Source organism: Bradyrhizobium sp. 61 (assembly GCF_023073075.1).
Taxonomy (GTDB): domain Bacteria; phylum Pseudomonadota; class Alphaproteobacteria; order Rhizobiales; family Xanthobacteraceae; genus Bradyrhizobium; species Bradyrhizobium barranii.
Genome location: NZ_JADPIU010000064.1, coordinates 393,400 through 414,929 on the forward strand (window position 1 = coordinate 393,400; position 21,530 = coordinate 414,929).

Here is a 21,530-nt window from a genome sequence, read left to right on the forward strand (position 1 = left end):
TCCCTCTTTCGGGTCGGCGTTTCCTGGTCCCTTGCCGGAGATCGTCTCGTCTCCGTGTTCCCAACAATTTCAGAGGCAGGGGGGTGACGTCAAGCCAAAGATGAATTACGAGTCATACTTCATCAAAGGAGGAAACGAGGCCGGTAATCGGCCCAAATCCCGCAAAATGATCAATCTTTCGAGCTTCATCACCTTTCATGCCCGGCGCACGCCGGACCGGCCCGCGCTGAAATATCGCGGCGAGGAGATCTCCTACGCCGATTTCGATGCGCGCATCCGGCAAGCGGCCGGCTGGCTCGCCGCGCAGGGCATCGGCGCGGGCGACGTCGTGGCCGTGCTGATGAAGAACAGCGCGGCGTTCCTGGAGCTCGTCTTCGCCACCAGTCATCTCGGCGCGGTGTTCTTGCCGATCAATTTTCGACTTTCGCGCGACGAGGTCGGCTACATCGCGGGCAATGCCGGCGCGCGGTTGTTGATCGTCGATGAGGAACTCGCCGCGAATGCAGCGGGCGCGAAAATTGTCGTGCTGAACGAAGTTGCGCAGCAAAGCATCACGCACCTCGCGGGCGAGGCCGTGCCCGCGCCGATGCACGTCCGCGCACCGTCCGACCTGATGCGGTTGATGTACACCTCGGGTACGACCGACCGCCCCAAAGGCGTGATGCTCACTTACGATAATTTTTACTGGAAGTCCGCCGACCAGACGATCGCGCTCGGCATCGGTGCCGAGACCCGACTGCTCGTTGTCGGCCCGCTCTATCACGTCGGCGCGCTCGACCTGCCCGGCATCGCCGTGCTCTGGCATGGCGGCTTCGTCCGCATCGAACGCAATTTCGAGCCGGAGACCGCGCTTGCGGCAATCGCGGAGGACAAGCTCAACGCGGCATGGTTCGCGCCCGTGATGACCACGGCGATGCTCACCTGCCCCACCCGCGATCGCTACGACGTCTCCAGCCTGAGATGGGCGATCGGCGGCGGCGAGAAGACGCCGGAGGTGCGCATCCGCGCGTTCTCGGAATTCTTCCGCAATGCGCGCTACATCGATGCCTATGGCCTCACCGAGACCGTCGGCGGCGACACTTTCATGGAAGCCGGCCGCGAGATCGAGAAGATCGGTTCAACCGGGCGCGCCATCGCCCATGTCGAGATCGAGATCCGTGACCAGGACGGCAAGACGCTGCCGCCGAACGTCAATGGCGAGATCTGCCTGCGCGGACCGAAAATCACGCGCGGCTATTGGAAGGATCCGGAGAAGACTGAAACCGCGTTCTTCGGCGACTGGTTCCGCAGCGGCGATGTCGGCTATCTCGACGAGGAAGGCTTCCTGTACCTGACCGACCGCAAGAAGGACATGATCATCTCGGGCGGCGAGAACATCGCCTCCTCCGAGGTCGAGCGCGTCATCTACGATTTGCCCGAGGTGCGCGAAGTCGCCGTGATCGGGCTGCGCGATGCGCGCTGGGGCGAGCGGCCGGTCGCGATCGTGGTGCTGGCCGAAGGCGCGAGCCTTGAACTATCTGCCCTCACCGAGCACTGCCGTACGCACCTGGCGAGCTTTAAGGTGCCGAAAGAGCTCGTCATTCGCGAGAGCCTGCCGCGTAATCCGAGCGGAAAGATCCTCAAGCGCGTGCTGCGCGCCGAGCTGGAGACCTCTGAATGACGCAAGCGAATGCCAAGGTCACAAAGCTCAACCGCGTCGAGCGCAACGCCTGGACCAAGCAGAAGATCTTTGACGCCGCGACCAAGGTCGTCGGCAAGCATGGCTATGCCGAAGCCTCCGTCGCCCGCATCACGGAAGAAGCCGGCGTCGCGCAAGGCACCTTCTACAATCATTTCGAGAACCGCCAGGAGCTGCTCGACCAGCTGCTGCCGAAGATCGGCCTCGACATGGTCGAGTTCATCCGCGCACGCACCGGCACCGCCGATGCCGCGCGGCAGGAGATCGCCCGCTTCTCCGCCTTCTTCGACTTTATCCGCGAGGTGCCGGAGTTCCTGCGCATCCTCAACGAGGCCGAATTCTTCGCGCCCATCGGTTACCAGAAACATCTCGACAACATCTCGGTTGCCTATGTCCGCATCTTGCGTCGCGCACGAGCGGCCGGCGCGATCGAGGATTACAGCGACGAGGAATTCGAGGCCATCGTCCACATGCTGATGGGCGCGCGCGGCTATCTCAGCCGCCGCTACTCCTATTCGGCCGGCGGCGTCACCGCCGTGCCCGACCACGTCATCTCCGCCTATCGCAAGCTGATGACGCGCGGCCTCTTCAGTGCATCCGGAGATCAGGACACGCCATGAACATCGCATCTCCACAAAAGCCGCTCGATATCGTCTCCGCGATCGCCGAAGGCGATATCCGCTGCCTGCTGATGGTGCTGGTGCACATGACCGGCGATGAGCGCTGGCTCGAGCCGCCGTACTTGCCCAAGCGCGACATCCGCCTCATTCCCGATCCGGAGGCCGGCGTGCCCCGGGAGGTCCAGGACGAGATCCGCGCCGCGGTGGTCAAGCTGTTTGCCGACGGCACGCCAAAACCCGTCATCACCGATCCCGGCGAAGCGCTGCTGCTCAAGATGATGCGCGCCTGCCTCGGCGAGAACGTCGCGCCGGAATATGCACCGCTGATGCGCGAGGAGATGGGGTTTGTGGCGCGTGAGCCGCAGTGGACGCAGCGTCCTTCCGACGAGAAGCTTGCCGGCCAGCATGTCCTGATCGTCGGCGCCGGCGTCTGCGCCATCGCGCTCGGCGTGGCACTCGGCCATCTCGGCGTCCCCTACACCATCGTCGAGAAGAACGCCGAGCTCGGCGGCACCTGGTGGATCAACCGCTACCCCGGCTGCGGCGTCGATACGCCGAACCATTCCTATTCCTACTCGTTCGGCTCGGGCAATGCATGGACGCGCTATTTCTGCCAGCGTGAAGAACTGCTCGGATATCTGCTGAAGGTCGCCGAGGAATACGGCATCCGCAAGCATCTGCGCGTCAATACCGAGCTGACAGCGTCGCGCTGGGACGAAGGCAAGCGGCGCTGGATCTCGACGCTGAAGACAGACAACGGCGAAGAGACCTTTGAATCCACCGCGCTGGTCTCGGCCATCGGCCAGCTCAACGATCCCTCTCGCGCCCGCTTCAAGGGCGAGGAAGGTTTCAAGGGCACGATCCTGCATTCGGCCCTGTGGTCGGACGACGTCAATCTCGAAGGCAAGCATGTTGCCGTGATCGGCACCGGCGCGACATCGATGCAGCTGGTGCCGTCAATCGCCGGCCGCGTCGCCTCCGTCACAGTCTATCAGCGCAGCGCGCAATGGGCGCGGCCCGTTAAGGGCTATTCCGATCCGATCAGCGACGGCGCGCGCTGGCTGCTCGCGCATCTGCCGTTCTATGTGCAGTGGTACCGCTTCAACATGTTCTGGCGCTATGGCGACGGCCTATTGCCGTTCCTGCGCAAGGACCCGGCCTGGCCGCATCCGGAGCGCGCCGTCAACAAGGGCAATGACCGGCATCGCCAGGAGCTGACCGATTTCATCCTCACCGAGCTGAAGGACCGGCCCGACCTGATCGCCAAATGCGTGCCGACCTATCCGCCCTATGGCAAGCGCATCCTGCTCGATAACAACTGGTTCAGGACGCTCACGCGGGACAATGTCGAGCTCGTCACCGACACGATCGATCATTTCGATCGCGACGGCATCGTCACCGCTGACGGCGAGCACCGCCCCGCCGACATCATCGTCGTCGCCACCGGTTTCAAGGTGACGGAGATGGCCGCACGCCTCAACATCAGCGGCCGCGGCGGCAAGGATCTGCGCGAGGCCTGGGCCAACGACAATCCGACGGCGTTCCTCGGCCTCACCGTGCCGGACTTTCCGAACTTCTTCTGCATGCTCGGCCCGAACTCCGGCCCCGCCCATGGCGGCAGCGTCATCTTCCAGTCGGAATGCCAGAGCCGCTATATCTCCGCCTGCCTCACCGACATGATCGAGCAGGACGTCGCCGCCATCGACGTCCGTCAGGACGTGCTCGACGACTACGTCCAGAAGGTCGATGCCGAGCACGAGTCGATGATCTGGACCCATCCCGGCATGAGCACCTATTATCGCAATTCGAGCGGCCGCGTGTTTTCGGCGATGCCCTGGCGGTTCGTGGACTACTGGCGCATGACGCATGATCCGGATCTGGGGCAGTATCGGCTGACGAAGGGGTAGGTCGTGATCGGTTGATAGCGCCACGATGACGGTGCACCTTCTCCCGCAGGGGAGAAGGAAGAAAGAGGAGCGCCAATGCCCAAGCCGCTTGTCCGCATCTACACCGACTACAAGAGCCCCTACGCGTTCGTGGCCAACAGGCGCCTGTTCGAACTCGAGGAGACGCACGGCGTCGAGCTCGAATGGCTGCCCTATACGCTGCGCGTCGCCGAATTCATGGGGACGGTCGAGGAGCGCACGCCGCATTTCTGGCGCAAGGTGCGTTACGCCTATATGGACGCGCGGCGCTATGCCAATGCGCAAGGGCTCGTCATGAAGGGGCCGCGCCGGATCTATGACGCCTTCTATTCCAGCGTTGGAATGCTGTTCGCACAGCGGCTCGGCTTCTTCCGCCCGTATCACGACACGGTGTTCCGCAGATTCTGGAGCCATGAGCTCGAGATCGACGATCTCGCCGCAATCACGGACGTCATCACCGCGTGCGGCGGCTCGGCGAGCGAGTTCGAAGCCTACGTCAACGGCCCTGCCCGCGCCGAGCACGACCGCATTATCGACGAGGCCGAAGCACTCGGCGTGTTCGGCGTGCCGACCATGGTATTCAACGGCGAGCTGTTCTGGGGCGGTGATCGCATCGACATGCTGATCGAACGGATCGAGCGTCCGGAAACGATCGAGGCCGCGCTCGGCAGCCGCCACCGCAAATCAGTGTAGCCGTTACGCCGCAAGTCCGCTCTCAACCGGGGCAAATTCCAGCCCGAGGCTCTCGGCAACGGCCTTGTTGGTTATGCGGCCACGATGCACGTTCAGTCCGTTGCGCAAATGCGGATTTTCGAGGACTGCAGCAAAGCCCTTGTTGGCGAGCAACAAGCCGAACGGCAGCGTTGCGTTGTTCAGCCCCTGGCTCGACGTCACCGGCACCGCGCCCGGCATGTTGGCGACGCAATAATGCACGATGCCGTCGACCTGATAGGTTGGATCGGCGTGCGTGGTCGGATGCGAGGTCTCGAAGCAGCCGCCCTGGTCGATCGCGACATCGACCAGCACGGCGCCCGGCCGCATCGACTTCAGCATCGGGCGCGTGACGAGCTTTGGTGCACTGGCGCCCGGTACCAGCACCGCCCCGATCACGACGTCGGCAGCGAACACCTCGTCCTCGACCGCCTCGATGGTCGAGAAGCGGGTGCGCACCCGCCCGAGAAAGACATCGTCCAGCTCGCGCAGACGGGGAATCGAGCGGTCGATCACAGTGACTTCCGCACCGAGGCCCGCCGCCATGCGCGCAGCCTGCGTTCCCACCACGCCGCCGCCGAGCACGACGACGCGCGCTGGCTGCACACCGGGCACGCCGCCGAGCAGCACCCCGCGGCCGCCGGCCGATCGCTTGAGCGCGGCGCCGGCGGCTTCGACGGCGAGGCGGCCGGCGACTTCGCTCATCGGCGCAAGCAGGGGGAGGTGACCGGCCGCGTCGGTGACGGTTTCATAGGCGATCGCAGTGCAACCGGAAGCGAGCAGGCCCTTGGCCTGTTCGGGATCCGGCGCAAGATGGAGATAAGTAAACAGGATCTGGCCTTCGCGGAGCTGGGCCCATTCGCTCTTCTGCGGCTCCTTCACCTTCACGATCATGTCGGAGCCGGCGAAGATGTCGCGGGCGCTCTCGGCAATCGTGGCCCCTGCCCGCCGATAGACCTCGTCGGACGCGCCGATGCCGCTGCCGGCGCCGGTCTCGACAGCCACCTGGTGACCGGCCACGACATATTCGCGGACGGCACCTGGGGTCAGCCCGACGCGATATTCCTGCACCTTGATCTCCTTGGGCACACCGACGCGCATTTTGGGCTCCTTTTGATTCACCTCACGATCGTAACGACGTGGCCGGTTTGGTTTCGTGCAAATATCCGCTAGCTTCGACCTCCCCGCGCCGGTTTCCGGCGTGCAAACGCCCTTTCACGCTGGAAACGACACCTTGGCCCTCGACCGGAAAGACCTCGCCATCCTCGCGGAACTCACCACCAATGCGCGGGCCAGCCACACCGAACTCGCCGCCAAGGTCGGCCTATCGAGCACGGCGCTGGCGCGGCGGCAGAAGGCGCTGGAGGACGACGGCTACATCCAGGCCTACCAGGCCGCGCTCGATCTCGCGCAGTTCGGCCTCACCACGACGGTGCTGGTCCGCATTGCGCTGGAGAGCCAGAGCGACGAGGCGCTGAAAGCGTTCGAGGCGGAGGTGGTGAAATGCCCGTCCGTCGTGCGCTGCTTCCTGATGTCGGGCACCGACGACTACATCCTGATCGTGCTCGCCCGCGACATCCAGGATTTCGAGCGCATCCATCGCACCGAGCTGTCGCGCCTGCCGCGCGTGGCGCGGGTCCAATCGAGCTTCGCGCTGCGCGAGATCGTCAACCGCGCGGTGCCGACGGTGGTTTTCGGCGAAGCCAAGCGCTGACACTGTGTCGCGGGCGCCATAATTCCCGGCAGGGAACCAAGCGGCCGGTTGTAAGTTGGAGGCCATTGGCGGAGGCAACGGTGCCTCCTCGTCAGCTCGGCTGACGTCTCGGCTCAGTCGCCGTCGCAGGGAGCAGGACATGAGCGATGTCACGCACGAGATTCCCGAACGCATTCCAGTTCATATCGTCGTCAATGGCGTCGGCCACACGCTCGATCTCGTGCCCTGGACCACGCTTCTGGATGCCCTGCGTGACCATCTTGCGCTGACCGGCACCAAGAAAGGCTGCGATCATGGCCAATGCGGCGCCTGCACCGTGCTGGTTGACGGTCGGCGCGTCAATTCCTGCCTGACGCTCGCCGTCATGAAGGACGGCGCCGAGATCACGACGATCGAAGGGCTTGCCAAGGACGGAACGCTTCATCCCGTGCAACAGGCGTTCATCGACCACGACGCCTTTCAGTGCGGCTATTGCACGCCGGGACAAATTTGCTCGGCGGCGGGCCTTCTGGCCGAAGGCCGCGCCCGGGATGCCGACGAGATCAGAGAGCTGATGAGCGGAAATCTCTGCCGTTGCGGCGCCTATCCGAACATCGTCGCCGCGATCCAGCAGGCAATGGGCCGGTCATGAACAACTTCCAGTATTCCCGCGCCACCGACATCGCCGATGCGATCCGCCAGCTGGCCGCCGATCCCGGCGCCAAGCTGATTGCCGGCGGCACCAATCTGATCGATCTGATGAAAGAAAATGTCGAGCGGCCCTCCCGGCTGATCGACATCTCCCGCCTGCCGCTCCGCGACATCGAGGAGACGGCCGACGGAGGCCTGCGCATCGGCGCCTTGGTACCGAATTCGGACCTCGCCTACCATCCGCTTGTCGAGCAGCGCTACCCCCTACTCGCCGGCGCCATCCTCGCCGGCGCTTCCGCGCAATTGCGCAATATGGCCTCCGTTGGCGGCAACCTGATGCAGCGCACGCGCTGCGCCTACTTTTATGACACGGCGACACCCTGCAACAAGCGAGAGCCCGGCAGCGGCTGCTCGGCAATCGACGGCCTCAACCGCAACCACGCAATCCTCGGTACGAGCGCGTCCTGCATCGCGACCAACCCCTCCGACATGAGCGTCGCACTTGCTGCGCTCGGTGCGCTCGTGCACATCGCAGGTCCCTCCGGCCAGCGCACGATCGCATTGACCGATTTCCATCGGCTCCCGGAGGACAAACCTCATGTCGATACAAATCTCGGCATCGGCGAGATCATCGCGGCCGTCGAACTTCCCAAGCATGGCTTTGCCCGTAACTACAGCTATCTGAAAATCCGCGACCGGCTGTCCTATGCTTTTGCTTTGGTCTCGGTCGCGGCCGCGCTCGAACTGGATGGCAACGCGATCAGCGAAGCCCGCCTGGCGCTCGGCGGCGTGGCTCACAAGCCCTGGCGCAGCCTTGAGGCCGAAGCGGCGTTGCGCGGCCAGGCAGCGACGCCGGACCACTTCTCGCGCGCGGCCGATCTGCTGCTGCACGGGGCAACGGCCCGCTCACATAACCGCTTCAAGATCGAGCTCGCACGCCGCGCCATCGTGCGTACGCTGATACAGGCCGCCAGCGCCACGCCACAATCACAGGCTCACAAGAAAATCGCGTGAGGGACCGATGAACGCCTATGTCGGAACGCCAACGTCCCGCGTCGATGGCCGCGCCAAGGTCACCGGAGCCGCCCAATATGCCGGCGAATTTCCGGCAGACGGCCTCCTCCATGGCTTCGTCGTCGAGGCCACGATTCCGCGCGGACATATCGCTCACCTCGACGCCAGCGACGCGCTGCAAGTGAAGGGCGTAGTCGACGTGCTCACGCATGCGCATCGTCCGCCCCTCGCCGACAATGACGATGCCTGGAAGGACGAGGTGGCGCCGGAGAAGGGCTCGCCTTTCCGCCCGCTCTATGACGACAGGATCTGGTTCAACGGCCAGCCGATCGCGCTCGTCGTGGCGGATGACTGGGAAACCGCCAAATTCGCCGCGACCCGCGTGCGCGTTGAATACGACCGGGAGGCATTTGCGACCGACCTCGAATCCGAACATGGCAAAGCCGGCAAAGTGGATCGGCCGCACAAGCCGCGCGGCGACGCCGCCGCGGCGCTGGCTGGGGCCGCTGTGCGGCACCAGGCGGACTACGTCCTCCCGACCGAGCACCACAACCCGATGGAGCTCTATGCGACCACGGTGGTCCGCGACGGCAGCGGCAGGCTTGCCGTCTATGACAAGACGCAAGGTGTCCAGAACGTCCACAAATATCTATGCAGTGTGTTCAACAAGAAGCACGATGACCTCCGCGTGGTCTCGCCCTATGTCGGCGGTGCCTTCGGCTCCGGATTGCGGCCGCAATACCAGGTGGTGCTGGCGACCCTTGCCGCGCTCGAACTCAAGCGATCCGTCCGTGTCGTGCTGACACGGCAGCAGATGTACGGGCTCGGCTACCGGCCGATGACCATCGAGCGTGTCGCGCTCGGCGCAAGGCCCGACGGCACGCTCGATGCCGTCACGCATGAGGCCACTGCCATGACCTCGCGCTACGAGGATTTTTCGCGCAATGACAGCGGCTGGGCGGAACAGCTGTACAAGAGCCCGAACAGCCTCTTCTCCCACAAGCTCGTCGATCTCGACGTCTCCACACCCTGCGACATGCGCGCGCCCGGCGCCGCCTCCGGCGTCTGCGCGCTCGAATGCGCCATGGACGAGCTGGCCGTCGCGCTCAAGCTCGACCCGATCGAGCTGCGATTGAAGTGCTATTCGGACCGCGACCAGAGTGAAGACCTGCCCTACACCAGCAAGCAGCTGCGCGAATGCTACGCCCGCGGCGCGGAAGCGTTCGGCTGGAGCCGACGCAATCCTGCGCCGCGCTCCATGCGTGATGGCAAGGACCTGATCGGTTGGGGCATGGCGACGGGGGTGTGGGAGGCGCTTCAGATGCCGGTCGCCGTCCGCATCGTGTTGACGTCGAACGGCCATGCCGAGGTATCCTGCGCCGCGTCCGATATCGGCACCGGCACCTACACCATCGTGGCCCAGGTGGCCGCCGACGCCCTCGGGCTGCCGATCGAGAATATCGACGTGAGGCTTGCCGATTCGACCTTGCCGCAGGCCCCCGTCGAAGGCGGTTCCTGGATGGCGGCGTCGGCCGCGCACGCCGTGCTGGGCGCGGCCGAAGACATTCGCCAGGAGCTCGCACGGCTCGCCAAGGCGATGCCCGCCTCGCCCCTCGGCGGCGTCGATGCGCCCGATGTGATCCTGGTCGACGGCACGATCGCCAAGGACGGCGACAAGGCCCGTGCCGTCTCGATCGCGGACGCGATGCGTCACGGCAAGCTCGAGCGGATCGAGAAGCAGAAGCTCAATCATTTCGCGGAGGACAAGTCGCACGCGCGCAACACCCATTCGGCGGTCTTCGCCGAGGTCAAGGTCGACGAAGACCTGGGCGTCATCCGCGTCACGCGCGTCGTGAGCGCGGTCGCAGCCGGACGGATCCTCAATACCAAGACCGGCCGCAGCCAGATCATGGGCGGCGTGGTCTGGGGCATCGGAATGGCGCTGCACGAGGAGACGGTGATGGATCACCGCTTCGGCAGGATCATGAACGCGAACATCGCCGAGTACCACATTCCCGTGAATGCCGACGTTCACGACATCGACGTCATCTTCGTCGACGAACCCGACGACCGGATCAACAAGCTGGGCGTCAAGGGCATTGGCGAAATCGGCATCGTCGGCGTACCTGCGGCGATCGCGAACGCAGTCTATCACGCTACTGGTAAGCGCATCCGGCGCTTCCCGATCACGCTGGACAAGTTGCTGGATTGATCGCCCGTCACACGATCCCCGCTGGATCGGACGATTGTCATAGAACTGTCATCGAAAGTGCAGAGACCTGCCAGTCTCTGTAGATTCGGGACACACCATGGATTATTTCAAGCGCTTCAACTTCCTGTTCGCCGCACCTGTGTTCGACGCCGACGATCTGGAAGGCATCCGCTTCAACCAGATTATCGAGGAGATCCAGCGCTCCGGCTTCGAGGTCGTGAGGGCCCGCAGACTGGAGGACGCCGAGATCGCGGTGCAGACCGACGCCGCGATCGGCTGCATGGTGGTAGACTGGGGCAAGAAGGGCCTCGAGGGGAAGACCTCGGCGCTGATCAACCTGATGCGGCGCCGCGGCCTCGACTTCCCGATCATCCTCCTGATCCGGCGCAAGCGCTTCGAGGATTTGCCGGTCGAGGTGCTCGACTTCATCGACGGCTATGTCTTCCTCTCCGAGGAGACGCCGACCTTCATCGCCAAGAATTTGATCAGCCGGCTCAAGCAATATGCCGAGACGCTGAAGACGCCGTTCTTCGGCGCCCTCGTCGACTACGCCGAGGAAGGCAACCAGCTCTGGACCTGTCCGGGTCACAATGGCGGCGTGTTCTACAACCGCAGTCCGATCGGCCGGGTCTTCGTCGAGCATCTCGGCGAATCCGTGTTTCGCGACGACCTCGACAATTCCGTGCTCGACCTCGGCGACCTCCTCACCCATGAGGGTCCCGCGCTGAGGGCGCAGAAGGAAGCCGCCCAGATTTTCGGCGCGGAGAAGACCTATTTCGTGCTCAACGGCACCTCGACCTCGAACAAGGTCGCGCTCGGCGCTCTCGTCACCGACGGCGACCTTGTGCTGTTCGACCGCAACAACCACAAGGCCGCCCATCACGGCGCGTTGATGATCAATGGCGGCGTCCCGGTCTACGTCCCGACCATCCGCAACGCCTGGGGCCTGATCGGCCCGATGCGCTGGGACATGCTCGACGAAAAGGCCCTGCGCGAGGCGATCCGGAACCATCCGCTGGTGACGGACAAGGACGCCTGGCGCAAGGAGCGGCCGTTCCGCGTCGCCGTCGTCGAGCAGTGCACCTATGACGGCTCGATCCACAGCGCCGAGATGATCCTGAAGCGCATCGGCCATCTCTGCGAATACATCCTGTTCGACGAGGCCTGGGCCGGCTTCATGAAATTCCACCCGCTCTATGCCGGCCGCTTCGCCATGGGGCTGGCGAACCTTCCCCCCGAAGCACCCGGCATCATCGCGACGCAGTCCACCCACAAGCAGCTCGCGAGCTTCTCACAGGCCTCCCAGATCCACATCAAGGACCGCCATATCCGCGGCCAGAAGCGGCGCGTCGAACACCGCCGCTTCAACGAGAGCTTCATGCAGCACGCCTCGACCTCGCCGTTCTACCCGCTGTTCGCCTCCCTCGACGTCGGCGCGCAGATGATGAAGGGCCGCTCGGGCGAGGTGCTGTGGGACGACACGATCCGGCTCGGCATTGAGCTGCGCAAGAAGATCCGCGCCATGCGCCGGGAGTTCGAGGAGAAGGAGCAAAATCCGGATCGCCGCTGGTTCTTCGAGCCCTTCGTTCCCGATCGCGTCGCCATTCCCGACGTCAGCCGCCCCGGCGCCGCGCATAACGTCGCCTGGGAGACCCTCTCCACCGACGAGCTCGCCACCAATCCGGCGCTGTGGCAGCTCTCGCCAGATACCAACTGGCACGGCTTTCCCGATCTCGCGGAGGGCTTTGCCATGACCGACCCGAACAAGCTGACGCTGCTGACGCCTGGCTTCGATCGCACCACCGGCGCCTACGCCGAGCACGGCATCCCCGCGCCTGTGGTCGCGCAATATTTGCGCGAAAACCGCATCGTCCCTGAGAAGAACGACCTCAACTCCCTGCTCTTCCTGCTGACCCCCGGCGTCGAGGCGAGCAAGGCCGGCACGCTGATCTCCGGGCTTGTCGCATTCAAAAGGCTGCATGACGACAACGCGTTGCTGGCCGACGTCATCCCCGAATTTTACCAGCGGCGTCAGGCGCGCTATGCCGGTGTGCGGCTGCGCGATCTCTGCGGCGACATGCACCGCTTCTTCCGCGCCGCCGATGTCAGCGCCCTCCAGGCCCGGCAGTTCATGCCCGAGCACATGCCCGAGATCGCGATGTCGCCCCGCGATGCCGCGCGCTATCTGTTCAAGAACGACGTCGACTATTTGCCGATCGAGGCGATCGCGGGCCGCATCGCCACCACGCCCTTCGTGGTCTACCCGCCCGGCATCGCCACCATCGTGCCCGGCGAACGGCTGACGGAGCGGGCCAAGCCCATGGTGGATTATCTCAAGATGTTCGAAACCTGCTTCAACACGTTCCCGGGGTTCGATGTGGAAATCCAGGGCGTCTACAAGGAGATCGATGCACAGGGCCGCATCGGCCTCTATACTTACGTCGTTGCCGAGTAGGTGCCGATGAACGAAACAGCGATTGCGCGTACAGATGACGAACCAGTTCTGGTCCGCCCCTCACGGGAGAGCGATGTCGAGGCGATGCTGGCGATCTACCGCCATCACGTCCGCAATGGGGTGCCGCGCGATGTCGAGGGAACCGGCGCGCCCGAACCGGACGATCTGCGCGACCGCCGCAAGAACCTGAAGCAGACCCGACTGCCGCATCTGGTCGCGACCTATCGCGGCGAAGTCGTCGGCTATGCCTATGCGGTGCTGTTCCGCAAGCGTCCGGCCTACCGCTACACCGCCAAGCATTCGATCTACGTCCACCACGAACATCTCGGCCGCGGCGTCGGCCGGCTGCTGCTCCAGGGAATGATCGATGCGTGTGCGGCGGCCGGCTTCCGCCAGATGATCGGCTATATCGACGCCGACAACGCGCCCTCGCTGGCGCTGCACGAAAAGTTCGGCTTCGCGCGCGCCGGCCTGCTCTGCGGTGTCGCCTATCGCCACGGCCGCTGGTCGGACACGGTCATGGTGCAGCGATCGCTCGGCGCGGGCGTCACCGCGCCGCCAACGCTAACGGCACCGGGCCGGTAAACCTTACGAGGGAAAGTCAGCCGGCTTGACCTGGATTCGGTCGGCATGCAGCGACCAGTGATGCAACGCCTGGTCCTTGCAAAACCTCGCCTTCGCCCGCTCCCGGGCTTCGTCCTCGTCGGTGGCGTCGATTTCGAGCGTGCCCTGGCAAACCTCGATCTGCCGGCCGTACTGGCCGAGCACGTCCTTCATGAACCTGACGACATAAGTTGACATGGGACCTCCTGCCTGCGCCAGCGTGCCCCGGCGGCACTTTAATCCCATTTAGCCTGAACCGGGAAAGGAGTTTTTTGACGCGGATCAAGATCGGTGACGGTTCCCGCCGCCAATGCAGGCGTCGATACAATCCGTCAGCGATCAGGTCTTGATATCGAGGAGGGTCTGTTCTGTCTCGGCGTAGGCTTGAATGACCTTCGCATTGGCGATGAAGCTGTACTTGGCGGTCGCCATTTGAACGAACTCGCTGGCGAGATCGACGTTCGGCGCGGCGACCAGGCCGTCCTCGTTTGCGAAGGGAGCGCTGGGGTCGGATTGTGCGGTATAGCTCGGCGAAACCGTCGACACGGTCGCAACCGTACCGCCTGGCGTCGAGCCGCTCGATTGGGAGACCTGATCGACGCGCAACGGCACATAGGCCGCTGGAAATGTCGGGCCAATGCTCGAGCTGCCCGCACCGGCCGATGTGCTCGATCCGCTTGAGGCGGGTAGCGGGCCGGTCGTGCGGACATTTGCGATGTTGCTCGCGGCCACGTTCACACGCAAACTCGCCGCGGAAAGTCCTGATGTCGTAATCGAAAATATGCTCATGGACTTTCAACTACAGGACAAGTGATACGCGTTCATTCACGCCATCAGTAAAATCCGCAGCTTTCTATTTTCATCCTCGTAACCAACGATCAGAGCGCGATCAGGCTTCGCACGCCCCTACCCCGGCGTCACGCCGAACGCCTGCTTGAAGCGCTCGGCGTAGCGCGGCCAGACCTCGGGATTGATGATGCGCGGCGGGCGTTTGCCGTCGAGCGTCTGCAGCACCTGCTCGGCCGCGATACGGCCCATGTTCTGGCGCGCCTCGATCGTGACGCCTGCGGTGTGCGGGCTCGCCAGCACATTGTCGAGCTGGAGCAGCGGATGCTCGGGCGGCGGCGGCTCCTTCGACCAGACGTCGAGGCCGGCACCGGCGATGCGCTTGTCGCGCAGCGCCTGGAGCAGCGCATCCTCGTCGTGGATGAAGCCGCGCGCCGTGGTGATGAAATAGGCGTGCGGCTGCATCAGCGCGAATTCGCGCGTGCTGATCATGTTGCGGCTTTTCTTGTCGAGCGGACAGGAGATCGAGACGAAATCGGCGCGGCGCAGCAGCTCGTCGAGCTCGACCTTCTCCCCGCCCCGCTCGGCCATCACCTCGGTCGACAAATACGGGTCATAGGCCAGCACCGTCATGCCGAGCAGGCCCTTGCACAGCGCGGCAATGCGGCGGCCGACATTGCCGAGGCCGATGATGCCGACGGTCTTGTGCTCGACCTCGTTGCCGACGAGCTCGTTGCGGTTGACGTTGGCCTCCCTGCGGAGCTTGCGGTCGGACTGGATGATGCGCTTGGACAGCGTCAGCATCATCGCCAGCGCATGCTCGGCGACCGAATGGGCGTTGCCGCCGGACTGGTTGACGACCAGCACGCCCGCATCGGTGCAGGCCTCGACGTCGACAGGGTCGAAGCCCGCGCCATTGCTGGAGACCAGCAACAGATTTGGCGTGCGCTTCAGGAAGGCGGCATCGACATGGAAATGCGGGGCAAGTTCGTCGCGGGCGGCGCCGATCTGGTAAACATGCGCCGCGTTCAGGATCGGGGCATAGAAATCTTCGGGGCTCTCGTTCTCGATGCGATCGAGCCGGACGTCGGACCGCGCCTTCAGGATGTCGATATAGATCGGATTGGCCAGGTATTTGACGTAGAAGACGCGCTTGCTATTGACGGACATCAGGACCCTTCCGGCTCTCTCAAGGAGACCCGCAAGGCCAGCGCACCCCGCGCTCCGTCCATGCGTTCCTCCCGTTTTTGCATTATCGCCGCTTATGACATGGCGGTGCCGGCCACGACAGGCCGTCTGGCGCAGATCACGGTGCTGGCCCGGACATGTTGACAATCCCGCTGCCTGCGTCAAGTTCGGCAGACCGCCGCGACGACCAGAACCAAGAAGCATGCGCGGCTCAAGGGAGAACGCAATGGCGCTTGCGGAACAGCAGACCTCGCCCCAGGCGGCACAAGGCGCCAGCGACAGGAGCTGGCACGGCGTCGTCCTGCAGACCCTGAAGCGGAACGAGATCAGCCTGATCCCTTACGTGCCCGACCGCGTGCTGACGCCGCTGATCAAGAACCTGCACGCCGACCCCTTCTTCACCACCTTTGCCACCGCCCGCGAGGAGGAGGCCGTCGGCATCCTCTCCGGCGCCTGGATGGGCGGACGTCGCGGCGCGGTGCTGATGCAGACCTCCGGCTTCGCCACGCTCGCCAACGTGCTGGCCTCGCTCGCGGTGCCCTACCAGATCCCGCTGATCATGTTCGTCTCCGAGCGCGGCACGCTTGGCGAGTTCAATTACGGGCAATCGCTGGTCTGCCGGACCATGCGCCCGGTGCTGGATTCACTCGCGCTGGAGCACCACACCATCACCCGGCTCGACGAGCTCGAGTTCATCGCCGACCGCTCGATCAAGCAGGCCGTCACCACGCAGGCGCCGGTGGCGCTGATCCTCAACCCGCTGCTCACCGGCGGCAAGGTTTTCGACAAGTGAGGCCGGCCAGAATGAGCACAGATTTGGACAACCGCAACACCAAGGTCATGAACCGCTTCGATGTCACCTCGCGCCTGATCGCCAGGCTCAAGCACGAGGAAGCGGTGATCGGCGGCATCGGCAACACCAATTTCGATCTCTGGGCCGCCGGCCATCGCCCGCAGAACTTCTACATGCTCGGCAGCATGGGGCTGGCTTTCCCGATTGCATTGGGCGTCGCGCTGGCCCAGCCCGACCGCCGCGTCCTCGCGCTCGAAGGCGACGGCTCGCTGCTGATGCAGCTCGGCGCGCTCGCGACGATTGCGGCGTTGAAGCCGAAGAACCTCATCATGATCGTGATGGACAACGGCATCTACCAGATCACCGGTGCGCAGCCGACGCCGGCCGCGGGTGTGGCTGACATCGTCGCGATCGCCACAGGCTCGGGACTTGCCAACAGCGCCTGGGCCGCGGACGAGGAGGATTTCGAGCGGCTGGTCGACGAGGCCATGTCCGCCTCCGAGCCGAGCCTGATCGCGGTCCGCATCGACGACAAGCCGGGCGTGGGTACCACCCGCAGGGATCCCGTTCAGATCCGGGAACGCTTCATGCACGGCCTCGGCGTGCGCGAGCCACTTTAACGTTTCGTCATTAACTACACGGCGATCTGATCCCTGCCCCGCAACAGGCCGTTGCAAATCCGTGCTATCGGCACCGGATGCCCATTTTTATTCGCTTTTTTGCCTGGCTGCTCGCGGCCGCCGTCACTTTCGCAACCCTCGGCCCGCCCGGCCTGCGGCCCCATTCCGATCTCGGCCAGGACGGCGAGCACGCCCTCGCCTTCATCCTGGTGGGACTGGCCTTCGGCCTCGCCTACCGGAATCGCCGCTGGGCTGTCGCAGCCTTCGCGGTGGTCCTGATCGGCGTGCTCGAGCTGATGCAGTTCTGGGCACCGGGACGGCATGCACGGCTGGAAGATTTTCTGGTCGATGCCGGCACCGCCTGTATCGGCTTTGCGCTTGCCGCCGTCACCGATTGGATCATGGCGCGCTTCCGCGCCAGTTTGGCCCTGACGAACTAAGGCCCCGCGGAGTGACGCTCCGCGAGGCCCGGCTCTTCAAAGCCTTCACGCTCTGATCGATCAGTCGATGATCTTGACGACGCGGCGCGTGCGCGGTTCGACGATGACGCGGCGATCGTTCACGACCGCGTAGCGGTACTCGGTGTAGTTCGGCACGGGGCGCAGCACCACGGTCGGGGGTAGCGGCTCGCCGACGACGACGCGCTCGTGGATCACGACGGAATCGTCGCGCGGGATTCCGCCGAGCACGGCATTCGGAATTTCGAGGCCGGCGCCGACGGCCGCACCGACGGTGCCGCCAACCATCGCGCCGATCGGGCCACCGATGTCGCCACCCGCACGCGCGCCGTCCCTGGCGCCCTGTTCGGTCGTCGACTGGGCAAAGGCTGCACTCGACGCCAGCAGCGACACGGCAGCCAACGAAATCGCAAGACGGGTTTTCATGTCCACACTCTCCAGTGTTTGTTGATGCGCCGTCAACCGCGGGGCCGGAGCATTGTTCCGGTTCCCCCATGATGAAAGGCGCGTCAAATCTGGAGACTGTTACCGGGTAACAATTCAGGTCGCGGCGATCTCGTGCCCCGCCATCAGTTCCAGTGCCCGCACCATCGCGGAATGATCCCAGGCCTTGCCGCCATGCGCGGCGCAGGACGAGAACAATTGCTGCGCCAATGCCGTGCTCGGTAGCGACAGGCCGAGCGCGCGCGCACCTTCGAGCGCGAGGTTGAGGTCCTTCTGGTGCAGCTCGATGCGGAAACCCGGCTCGAAATTGCGCTTCACCATGCGCTCGCCATGCACTTCGAGAATCCGCGACGATGCAAAACCGCCCATCAGCGCCTTGCGCACGAGGGCGGGATTGGCCCCCGCCTTGGATGCGAACAGCAGCGCTTCGCTCACCGCCTCGATCGTCAGTGCGACGATGATCTGGTTGGCCACCTTCGTCGTCTGGCCATCGCCATTGGCGCCGACATGCGTGACGTTCTTGCCCATCTTGTCGAAGATCGGCTTCATGGTGCCAAAGGCCCGCTCCGGGCCGCCGACCATGATGGTGAGGGTCGCGGCCTTGGCCCCGACCTCGCCGCCCGACACCGGCGCGTCGAGATAGTCCGCGCCCAGCGCCTCGATCTTCTTCGCGAATTCCTTGGTCGCCAGCGGCGAGATCGAGCTCATGTCGACGACGATCTTGCCCTTGGAGATGCCGCTCGCGACGCCGTCCTTGCCGAACAGCACCGCCTCCACATGCGGGGTGTCAGGCACCATGATGATGACCGCATCCGCCTCCTCCGCGACTTCCTTCGCCGATTTGCAGGCGATGCCGCCCGCCGCGATCAGCTCGGGCGACACGGGCGTAACGTCGTGGAGCAGCACGCGATGGCCTGCGGCCAGAAGATGGCCGGCCATCGGCCGTCCCATGGTGCCAAGTCCGATGAAGCCGATGTCGATCATGTCTACGTTTCCTCAGGTCTCAAATGTCTGCGCGACGTGCCAGGACAGGCCTTCCAGCGTCGTGGTGCGCGGCTTGTATTCGCAGCCGATCCAGCCGCGATAGCCGATCGCGTCGAGGTGGCGGAACAGGAAGGGATAGTTGATCTCGCCGGTGCCGGGCTCGTGGCGACCGGGATTGTCGGCGAGCTGGATATGGGCGATTTGGGGGAGATATTCCTGCATGGTCCGGGCGAGATCGCCCTCCATGATCTGCATGTGGTAGATGTCGTACTGGATGAACAGATTGTTCGACCGCACCTCGGAGATCAGCTGAACCGCCTGCTCGGTGCCGTTGAGGTGGAAGCCGGGAATGTCGAGCGTGTTGATCGGCTCGACCAGGAGCTTGATGTTCTCGCGCGCCAGCGTCGAGGCGGCAAAGCGAAGGTTGCCAACCAGCGTTTCGTTGAGCTCGCGCGGGTCGGCATCGGCAGGCGCGATGCCGACGAGGCAATTGAGCTGCTCGCAATCGAGCGCCTTAGCGTAGTCGATGGCACGAAACACGCCGTCGCGAAATTCACTGACGCGATCGGGCAGGATCGCGATGCCGCGCTCGCCCGCTGCCCAGTTTCCCGCTGGAAGGTTGTGCAGCACCTGCGTCAGCCCGTGAGCCTCGAGCTGCTCGCGCAGCAGCGCCTTGTCGAAATCGTACGGGAAGAGATACTCGATCCCGGAGAAGCCCGCCGCTTTCGCCGCGGCGAAGCGATCGGGAAACGGCATCTCGTTGAAGAGCATGGTGAGGTTGGCGGCAAATTTCGGCATGATGCTCTCCCCTATTCCGCCGGCTGCAGCACGCCGGGCCGCTTGGTCCCGACCTCGTCCAGCGGCAAGTCCAGCACCTCCTCGAACTCGACGATGTTGTCGATCTCCGTGCCCATCGCGATGTTGGTGACGCGCTCGAGAATGAACTCGACCACGACAGGCACGCGGTGCTTCGCCATCAATTCACGCGCGGTCGCAAACGCCGCCTGCGTATCCTTGGGATCGGTGACGCGGATCGCCTTGCAGCCCAGGCCTTCGGCGACCGCGACATGGTCGACGCCGTAGCCACCAAGCTCCGGTGCGTTGACGTTCTCGAAGGAGAGCTGGACGTGGTAATCCATGTCGAAGCCGCGCTGGGCCTGGCGGATCAGGCCGAGATAGGAATTGTTCACGACGACGTGGATGTAGGGCAGATTGAACTGCGCGCCGACCGCGAGCTCCTCGATCAGGAACTGGAAGTCGTAATCGCCGGACAGCGCGACGATCTCGCGATCCGGGCATGCCGCACGCACCCCGAGCGCGGCAGGCAGCGTCCAGCCGAGCGGGCCGGCTTGCCCGGCATTGATCCAGTTGCGCGGCTTGTAGACGCCCAAGAACTGCGCGCCGGCGATCTGCGACAAGCCGATCACGGTGACATAGGTGGTGTCGCGGCCGAAGGCCTTGTTCATCTCCTCATAGACGCGCTGCGGCTTGATCGGGACATTGTCGAAATGGCTCTTGCGCAGCATCGTCTTCTTGCGATCGCGGCAGGCCGCGGGCCACGCCTGGCGCTCGCGGAGCCTGCCTGACCGGCGCCACTCCCTGGCGACGGTGACGAAGAGCTCGAGCGCGGCCTTGGCGTCCGAGACGATGCCGAGATCCGGATTGAACACGCGCCCGATCTGGGTCGGCTCGATGTCGACATGCACGAAGGTGCGGCCCTTGGTGTAGGTCTCGACCGAGCCGGTGTGGCGATTGGCCCAGCGGTTGCCGATGCCGAGCACGAAGTCGGATTCCAGCATGGTCGCATTGCCATAGCGGTGGCTGGTCTGCAGGCCGACCATGCCGGCCATCAGCACGTGGTCGTCGGGGATCGCACCCCACGCCATCAACGTCGGCACGACCGGCACGTTGGTGATCTCGGCGAATTCCACCAGCAGGTCCGAGGCGTCGGCGTTGATGATACCGCCACCGGCGACGATCAGCGGCCGCTCGGCGGCATTGAGCATCTCCAGCGCCTTCTCGACCTGCTTGCGCGTCGCGGTGGGCTTGTAGACCGACAGCGGCTCATAGGTCTCGTCGTCGAACTCGATCTCGGCGAGCTGCACGTCGAGCGGCATGTCGATCAGCACCGGACCCGGCCGGCCCGAGCGCATGATGTGGAACGCCTGGCTGAACACACGCGGCACCAGCGCCGGCTCGCGCACGGTCACAGCCCATTTGGTCACGGGCTTTGCGATCGACTCGATGTCGACCGCCTGGAAGTCTTCCTTGTAGAGCCGTGCGCGCGGCGCCTGCCCGGTGATGCAGAGGATCGGAATGGAATCGGCGATCGCCGAATAGAGCCCGGTGATCATGTCGGTGCCGGCCGGCCCCGACGTGCCGATGCAGACGCCGATATTGCCGGCCTTCGCCCGCGTATAGCCCTCGGCCATATGCGAGGCGCCCTCGACATGGCGCGCGAGAATGTGGCGGATCGACCCGCGCTTCTTCAGCGCCGAGTACAGCGGATTGATCGCGGCCCCGGGAACGCCGAAGGCAGTCGAGATGCCCTCTTTCTCCAGAATTCGCACGGCAGCATCAACGGCTCGCATCTTCGCCATATCGGACCTCGCTTGAGTTGCGTCAGCGAGTGCGATCATCAGGCGTGCAAGATGCGATCTCAACGAGATCGATTTTATTTTCCACGATGCGGCAG

Annotated in this window: 21 protein-coding genes; 13 read left to right on the forward strand and 8 right to left on the reverse strand. The window is 64.4% G+C overall.

What is annotated here, in order from left to right:
• The first annotated feature begins 166 nt into the window (after positions 1-166).
• From IVB46_RS23555 to IVB46_RS23570, 4 genes are all read left to right on the forward strand, one after another.
• Positions 167-1,660 carry an AMP-binding protein gene (locus IVB46_RS23555; protein WP_247308621.1) on the forward strand — a complete coding sequence of 498 codons (1,494 nt, stop codon included), beginning with the start codon at positions 167-169 and terminating at the stop codon, positions 1,658-1,660.
• Complete coding sequence (locus IVB46_RS23560; RefSeq protein ID WP_071915527.1) at positions 1,657-2,298, forward strand: TetR/AcrR family transcriptional regulator; 642 nt, start codon at positions 1,657-1,659, stop codon at positions 2,296-2,298. The genes IVB46_RS23555 and IVB46_RS23560 overlap by 4 nt, the downstream gene beginning before the upstream one ends.
• The gene (locus IVB46_RS23565) at positions 2,295-4,205 is read left to right on the forward strand and encodes an NAD(P)/FAD-dependent oxidoreductase (protein WP_247308619.1); all 1,911 of its coding nucleotides are present in this window, start codon (positions 2,295-2,297) and stop codon (positions 4,203-4,205) included. Before IVB46_RS23560 ends, IVB46_RS23565 begins: the two co-directional genes overlap by 4 nt.
• A 75-nt stretch (positions 4,206-4,280) precedes the next feature.
• Positions 4,281-4,916 (forward strand): DsbA family protein, encoded by a 636-nt coding sequence (locus IVB46_RS23570; RefSeq protein WP_247308616.1) that lies wholly within the window; start codon positions 4,281-4,283, stop codon positions 4,914-4,916.
• A gap of 3 nt (positions 4,917-4,919) precedes the next feature.
• Here the strand turns inward: IVB46_RS23570 and ald are convergent, their stop codons facing one another.
• Positions 4,920-6,035, reverse strand: coding sequence for an alanine dehydrogenase (gene ald, locus IVB46_RS23575; protein ID WP_247308614.1), 1,116 nt, complete (start codon positions 6,033-6,035; stop codon positions 4,920-4,922).
• Between the two features lie 133 nt (positions 6,036-6,168).
• Here ald and IVB46_RS23580 point away from each other — a divergent pair, with 133 nt between their 5' ends.
• The 6 genes from IVB46_RS23580 (at position 6,169) to IVB46_RS23605 (ending at position 13,544) form a co-directional block, all read left to right on the forward strand.
• Positions 6,169-6,648, forward strand: a complete 480-nt coding sequence (locus IVB46_RS23580) for an Lrp/AsnC family transcriptional regulator (RefSeq protein WP_014496633.1) — start codon at positions 6,169-6,171, stop codon at positions 6,646-6,648.
• Positions 6,649-6,787: 139 nt separating this feature from the next.
• On the forward strand, positions 6,788-7,279 hold the full coding sequence (locus IVB46_RS23585; RefSeq protein ID WP_247308612.1) for a (2Fe-2S)-binding protein: 492 nt from the start codon (positions 6,788-6,790) through the stop codon (positions 7,277-7,279).
• Complete coding sequence (locus IVB46_RS23590; RefSeq protein ID WP_247308610.1) at positions 7,276-8,292, forward strand: xanthine dehydrogenase family protein subunit M; 1,017 nt, start codon at positions 7,276-7,278, stop codon at positions 8,290-8,292. Before IVB46_RS23585 ends, IVB46_RS23590 begins: the two co-directional genes overlap by 4 nt.
• A gap of 7 nt (positions 8,293-8,299) precedes the next feature.
• The gene (locus IVB46_RS23595; RefSeq protein WP_247308608.1) at positions 8,300-10,504 is read left to right on the forward strand and encodes a xanthine dehydrogenase family protein molybdopterin-binding subunit; all 2,205 of its coding nucleotides are present in this window, start codon (positions 8,300-8,302) and stop codon (positions 10,502-10,504) included.
• Positions 10,505-10,601: 97 nt separating this feature from the next.
• A complete protein-coding gene (locus IVB46_RS23600; protein ID WP_071915534.1) occupies positions 10,602-12,959 on the forward strand; it encodes an Orn/Lys/Arg decarboxylase N-terminal domain-containing protein in 2,358 nt (785 codons plus the stop codon).
• A 6-nt stretch (positions 12,960-12,965) separates the two neighbouring features.
• Complete coding sequence (locus IVB46_RS23605) at positions 12,966-13,544, forward strand: GNAT family N-acetyltransferase (RefSeq protein ID WP_247308604.1); 579 nt, start codon at positions 12,966-12,968, stop codon at positions 13,542-13,544.
• Between the two features lie 3 nt (positions 13,545-13,547).
• Here the strand turns inward: IVB46_RS23605 and IVB46_RS23610 are convergent, their stop codons facing one another.
• From IVB46_RS23610 to IVB46_RS23625, 3 genes are all read right to left on the reverse strand, one after another.
• A complete protein-coding gene (locus tag IVB46_RS23610) occupies positions 13,548-13,760 on the reverse strand; it encodes a hypothetical protein (protein ID WP_028150282.1) in 213 nt (70 codons plus the stop codon).
• A 141-nt stretch (positions 13,761-13,901) separates the two neighbouring features.
• Complete coding sequence (locus IVB46_RS23615) at positions 13,902-14,351, reverse strand: flagellar basal body rod C-terminal domain-containing protein (protein WP_247308602.1); 450 nt, start codon at positions 14,349-14,351, stop codon at positions 13,902-13,904.
• Between the two features lie 117 nt (positions 14,352-14,468).
• The gene (locus tag IVB46_RS23625) at positions 14,469-15,518 is read right to left on the reverse strand and encodes a hydroxyacid dehydrogenase (protein ID WP_247308591.1); all 1,050 of its coding nucleotides are present in this window, start codon (positions 15,516-15,518) and stop codon (positions 14,469-14,471) included.
• A 244-nt stretch (positions 15,519-15,762) separates the two neighbouring features.
• Between IVB46_RS23625 and IVB46_RS23630 the strand changes: the two genes are divergently transcribed.
• The 3 genes from IVB46_RS23630 to IVB46_RS23640 all read left to right on the forward strand — a co-directional run bounded on the left by IVB46_RS23630 (position 15,763) and on the right by IVB46_RS23640 (position 17,389).
• Complete coding sequence (locus IVB46_RS23630) at positions 15,763-16,329, forward strand: thiamine pyrophosphate-binding protein (RefSeq protein WP_247308588.1); 567 nt, start codon at positions 15,763-15,765, stop codon at positions 16,327-16,329.
• Between the two features lie 11 nt (positions 16,330-16,340).
• A complete protein-coding gene (locus IVB46_RS23635; protein WP_247308587.1) occupies positions 16,341-16,949 on the forward strand; it encodes a thiamine pyrophosphate-dependent enzyme in 609 nt (202 codons plus the stop codon).
• A gap of 77 nt (positions 16,950-17,026) precedes the next feature.
• Complete coding sequence (locus tag IVB46_RS23640; RefSeq protein WP_247308585.1) at positions 17,027-17,389, forward strand: VanZ family protein; 363 nt, start codon at positions 17,027-17,029, stop codon at positions 17,387-17,389.
• Between the two features lie 60 nt (positions 17,390-17,449).
• Here the strand turns inward: IVB46_RS23640 and IVB46_RS23645 are convergent, their stop codons facing one another.
• The 4 genes from IVB46_RS23645 to gcl all read right to left on the reverse strand — a co-directional run bounded on the left by IVB46_RS23645 (position 17,450) and on the right by gcl (position 21,435).
• Entirely contained in the window at positions 17,450-17,833 is a 384-nt protein-coding gene (locus IVB46_RS23645; RefSeq protein WP_014496647.1) for a DUF1236 domain-containing protein, read from the reverse strand.
• 114 nt (positions 17,834-17,947) lie between these two features.
• On the reverse strand, positions 17,948-18,835 hold the full coding sequence (locus IVB46_RS23650) for a 2-hydroxy-3-oxopropionate reductase (RefSeq protein ID WP_247308583.1): 888 nt from the start codon (positions 18,833-18,835) through the stop codon (positions 17,948-17,950).
• Positions 18,836-18,847: 12 nt separating this feature from the next.
• The gene (hyi, locus tag IVB46_RS23655) at positions 18,848-19,633 is read right to left on the reverse strand and encodes a hydroxypyruvate isomerase (protein ID WP_247308581.1); all 786 of its coding nucleotides are present in this window, start codon (positions 19,631-19,633) and stop codon (positions 18,848-18,850) included.
• A gap of 11 nt (positions 19,634-19,644) precedes the next feature.
• Positions 19,645-21,435 carry a glyoxylate carboligase gene (gcl, locus tag IVB46_RS23660; RefSeq protein WP_247308579.1) on the reverse strand — a complete coding sequence of 597 codons (1,791 nt, stop codon included), beginning with the start codon at positions 21,433-21,435 and terminating at the stop codon, positions 19,645-19,647.
• Positions 21,436-21,530: the final 95 nt, after the last annotated feature.

Coding starts and splice junctions, on each gene's coding strand:
- IVB46_RS23555 (WP_247308621.1), top strand. CDS start 167: ATGATCAATCTTTCGAGCTTCATCACCTTTCATGCCCGGCGCACGCCG.
- IVB46_RS23560 (WP_071915527.1), top strand. CDS start 1,657: ATGACGCAAGCGAATGCCAAGGTCACAAAGCTCAACCGCGTCGAGCGC.
- IVB46_RS23565 (WP_247308619.1), top strand. CDS start 2,295: ATGAACATCGCATCTCCACAAAAGCCGCTCGATATCGTCTCCGCGATC.
- IVB46_RS23570 (WP_247308616.1), top strand. CDS start 4,281: ATGCCCAAGCCGCTTGTCCGCATCTACACCGACTACAAGAGCCCCTAC.
- ald (WP_247308614.1), bottom strand. CDS start 6,035: ATGCGCGTCGGTGTGCCCAAGGAGATCAAGGTGCAGGAATATCGCGTC.
- IVB46_RS23585 (WP_247308612.1), top strand. CDS start 6,788: ATGAGCGATGTCACGCACGAGATTCCCGAACGCATTCCAGTTCATATC.
- IVB46_RS23590 (WP_247308610.1), top strand. CDS start 7,276: ATGAACAACTTCCAGTATTCCCGCGCCACCGACATCGCCGATGCGATC.
- IVB46_RS23595 (WP_247308608.1), top strand. CDS start 8,300: ATGAACGCCTATGTCGGAACGCCAACGTCCCGCGTCGATGGCCGCGCC.
- IVB46_RS23600 (WP_071915534.1), top strand. CDS start 10,602: ATGGATTATTTCAAGCGCTTCAACTTCCTGTTCGCCGCACCTGTGTTC.
- IVB46_RS23605 (WP_247308604.1), top strand. CDS start 12,966: ATGAACGAAACAGCGATTGCGCGTACAGATGACGAACCAGTTCTGGTC.
- IVB46_RS23610 (WP_028150282.1), bottom strand. CDS start 13,760: ATGTCAACTTATGTCGTCAGGTTCATGAAGGACGTGCTCGGCCAGTAC.
- IVB46_RS23615 (WP_247308602.1), bottom strand. CDS start 14,351: ATGAGCATATTTTCGATTACGACATCAGGACTTTCCGCGGCGAGTTTG.
- IVB46_RS23625 (WP_247308591.1), bottom strand. CDS start 15,518: ATGTCCGTCAATAGCAAGCGCGTCTTCTACGTCAAATACCTGGCCAAT.
- IVB46_RS23630 (WP_247308588.1), top strand. CDS start 15,763: ATGGCGCTTGCGGAACAGCAGACCTCGCCCCAGGCGGCACAAGGCGCC.
- IVB46_RS23635 (WP_247308587.1), top strand. CDS start 16,341: ATGAGCACAGATTTGGACAACCGCAACACCAAGGTCATGAACCGCTTC.
- IVB46_RS23640 (WP_247308585.1), top strand. CDS start 17,027: ATGCCCATTTTTATTCGCTTTTTTGCCTGGCTGCTCGCGGCCGCCGTC.
- IVB46_RS23645 (WP_014496647.1), bottom strand. CDS start 17,833: ATGAAAACCCGTCTTGCGATTTCGTTGGCTGCCGTGTCGCTGCTGGCG.
- IVB46_RS23650 (WP_247308583.1), bottom strand. CDS start 18,835: ATGATCGACATCGGCTTCATCGGACTTGGCACCATGGGACGGCCGATG.
- hyi (WP_247308581.1), bottom strand. CDS start 19,633: ATGCCGAAATTTGCCGCCAACCTCACCATGCTCTTCAACGAGATGCCG.
- gcl (WP_247308579.1), bottom strand. CDS start 21,435: ATGGCGAAGATGCGAGCCGTTGATGCTGCCGTGCGAATTCTGGAGAAA.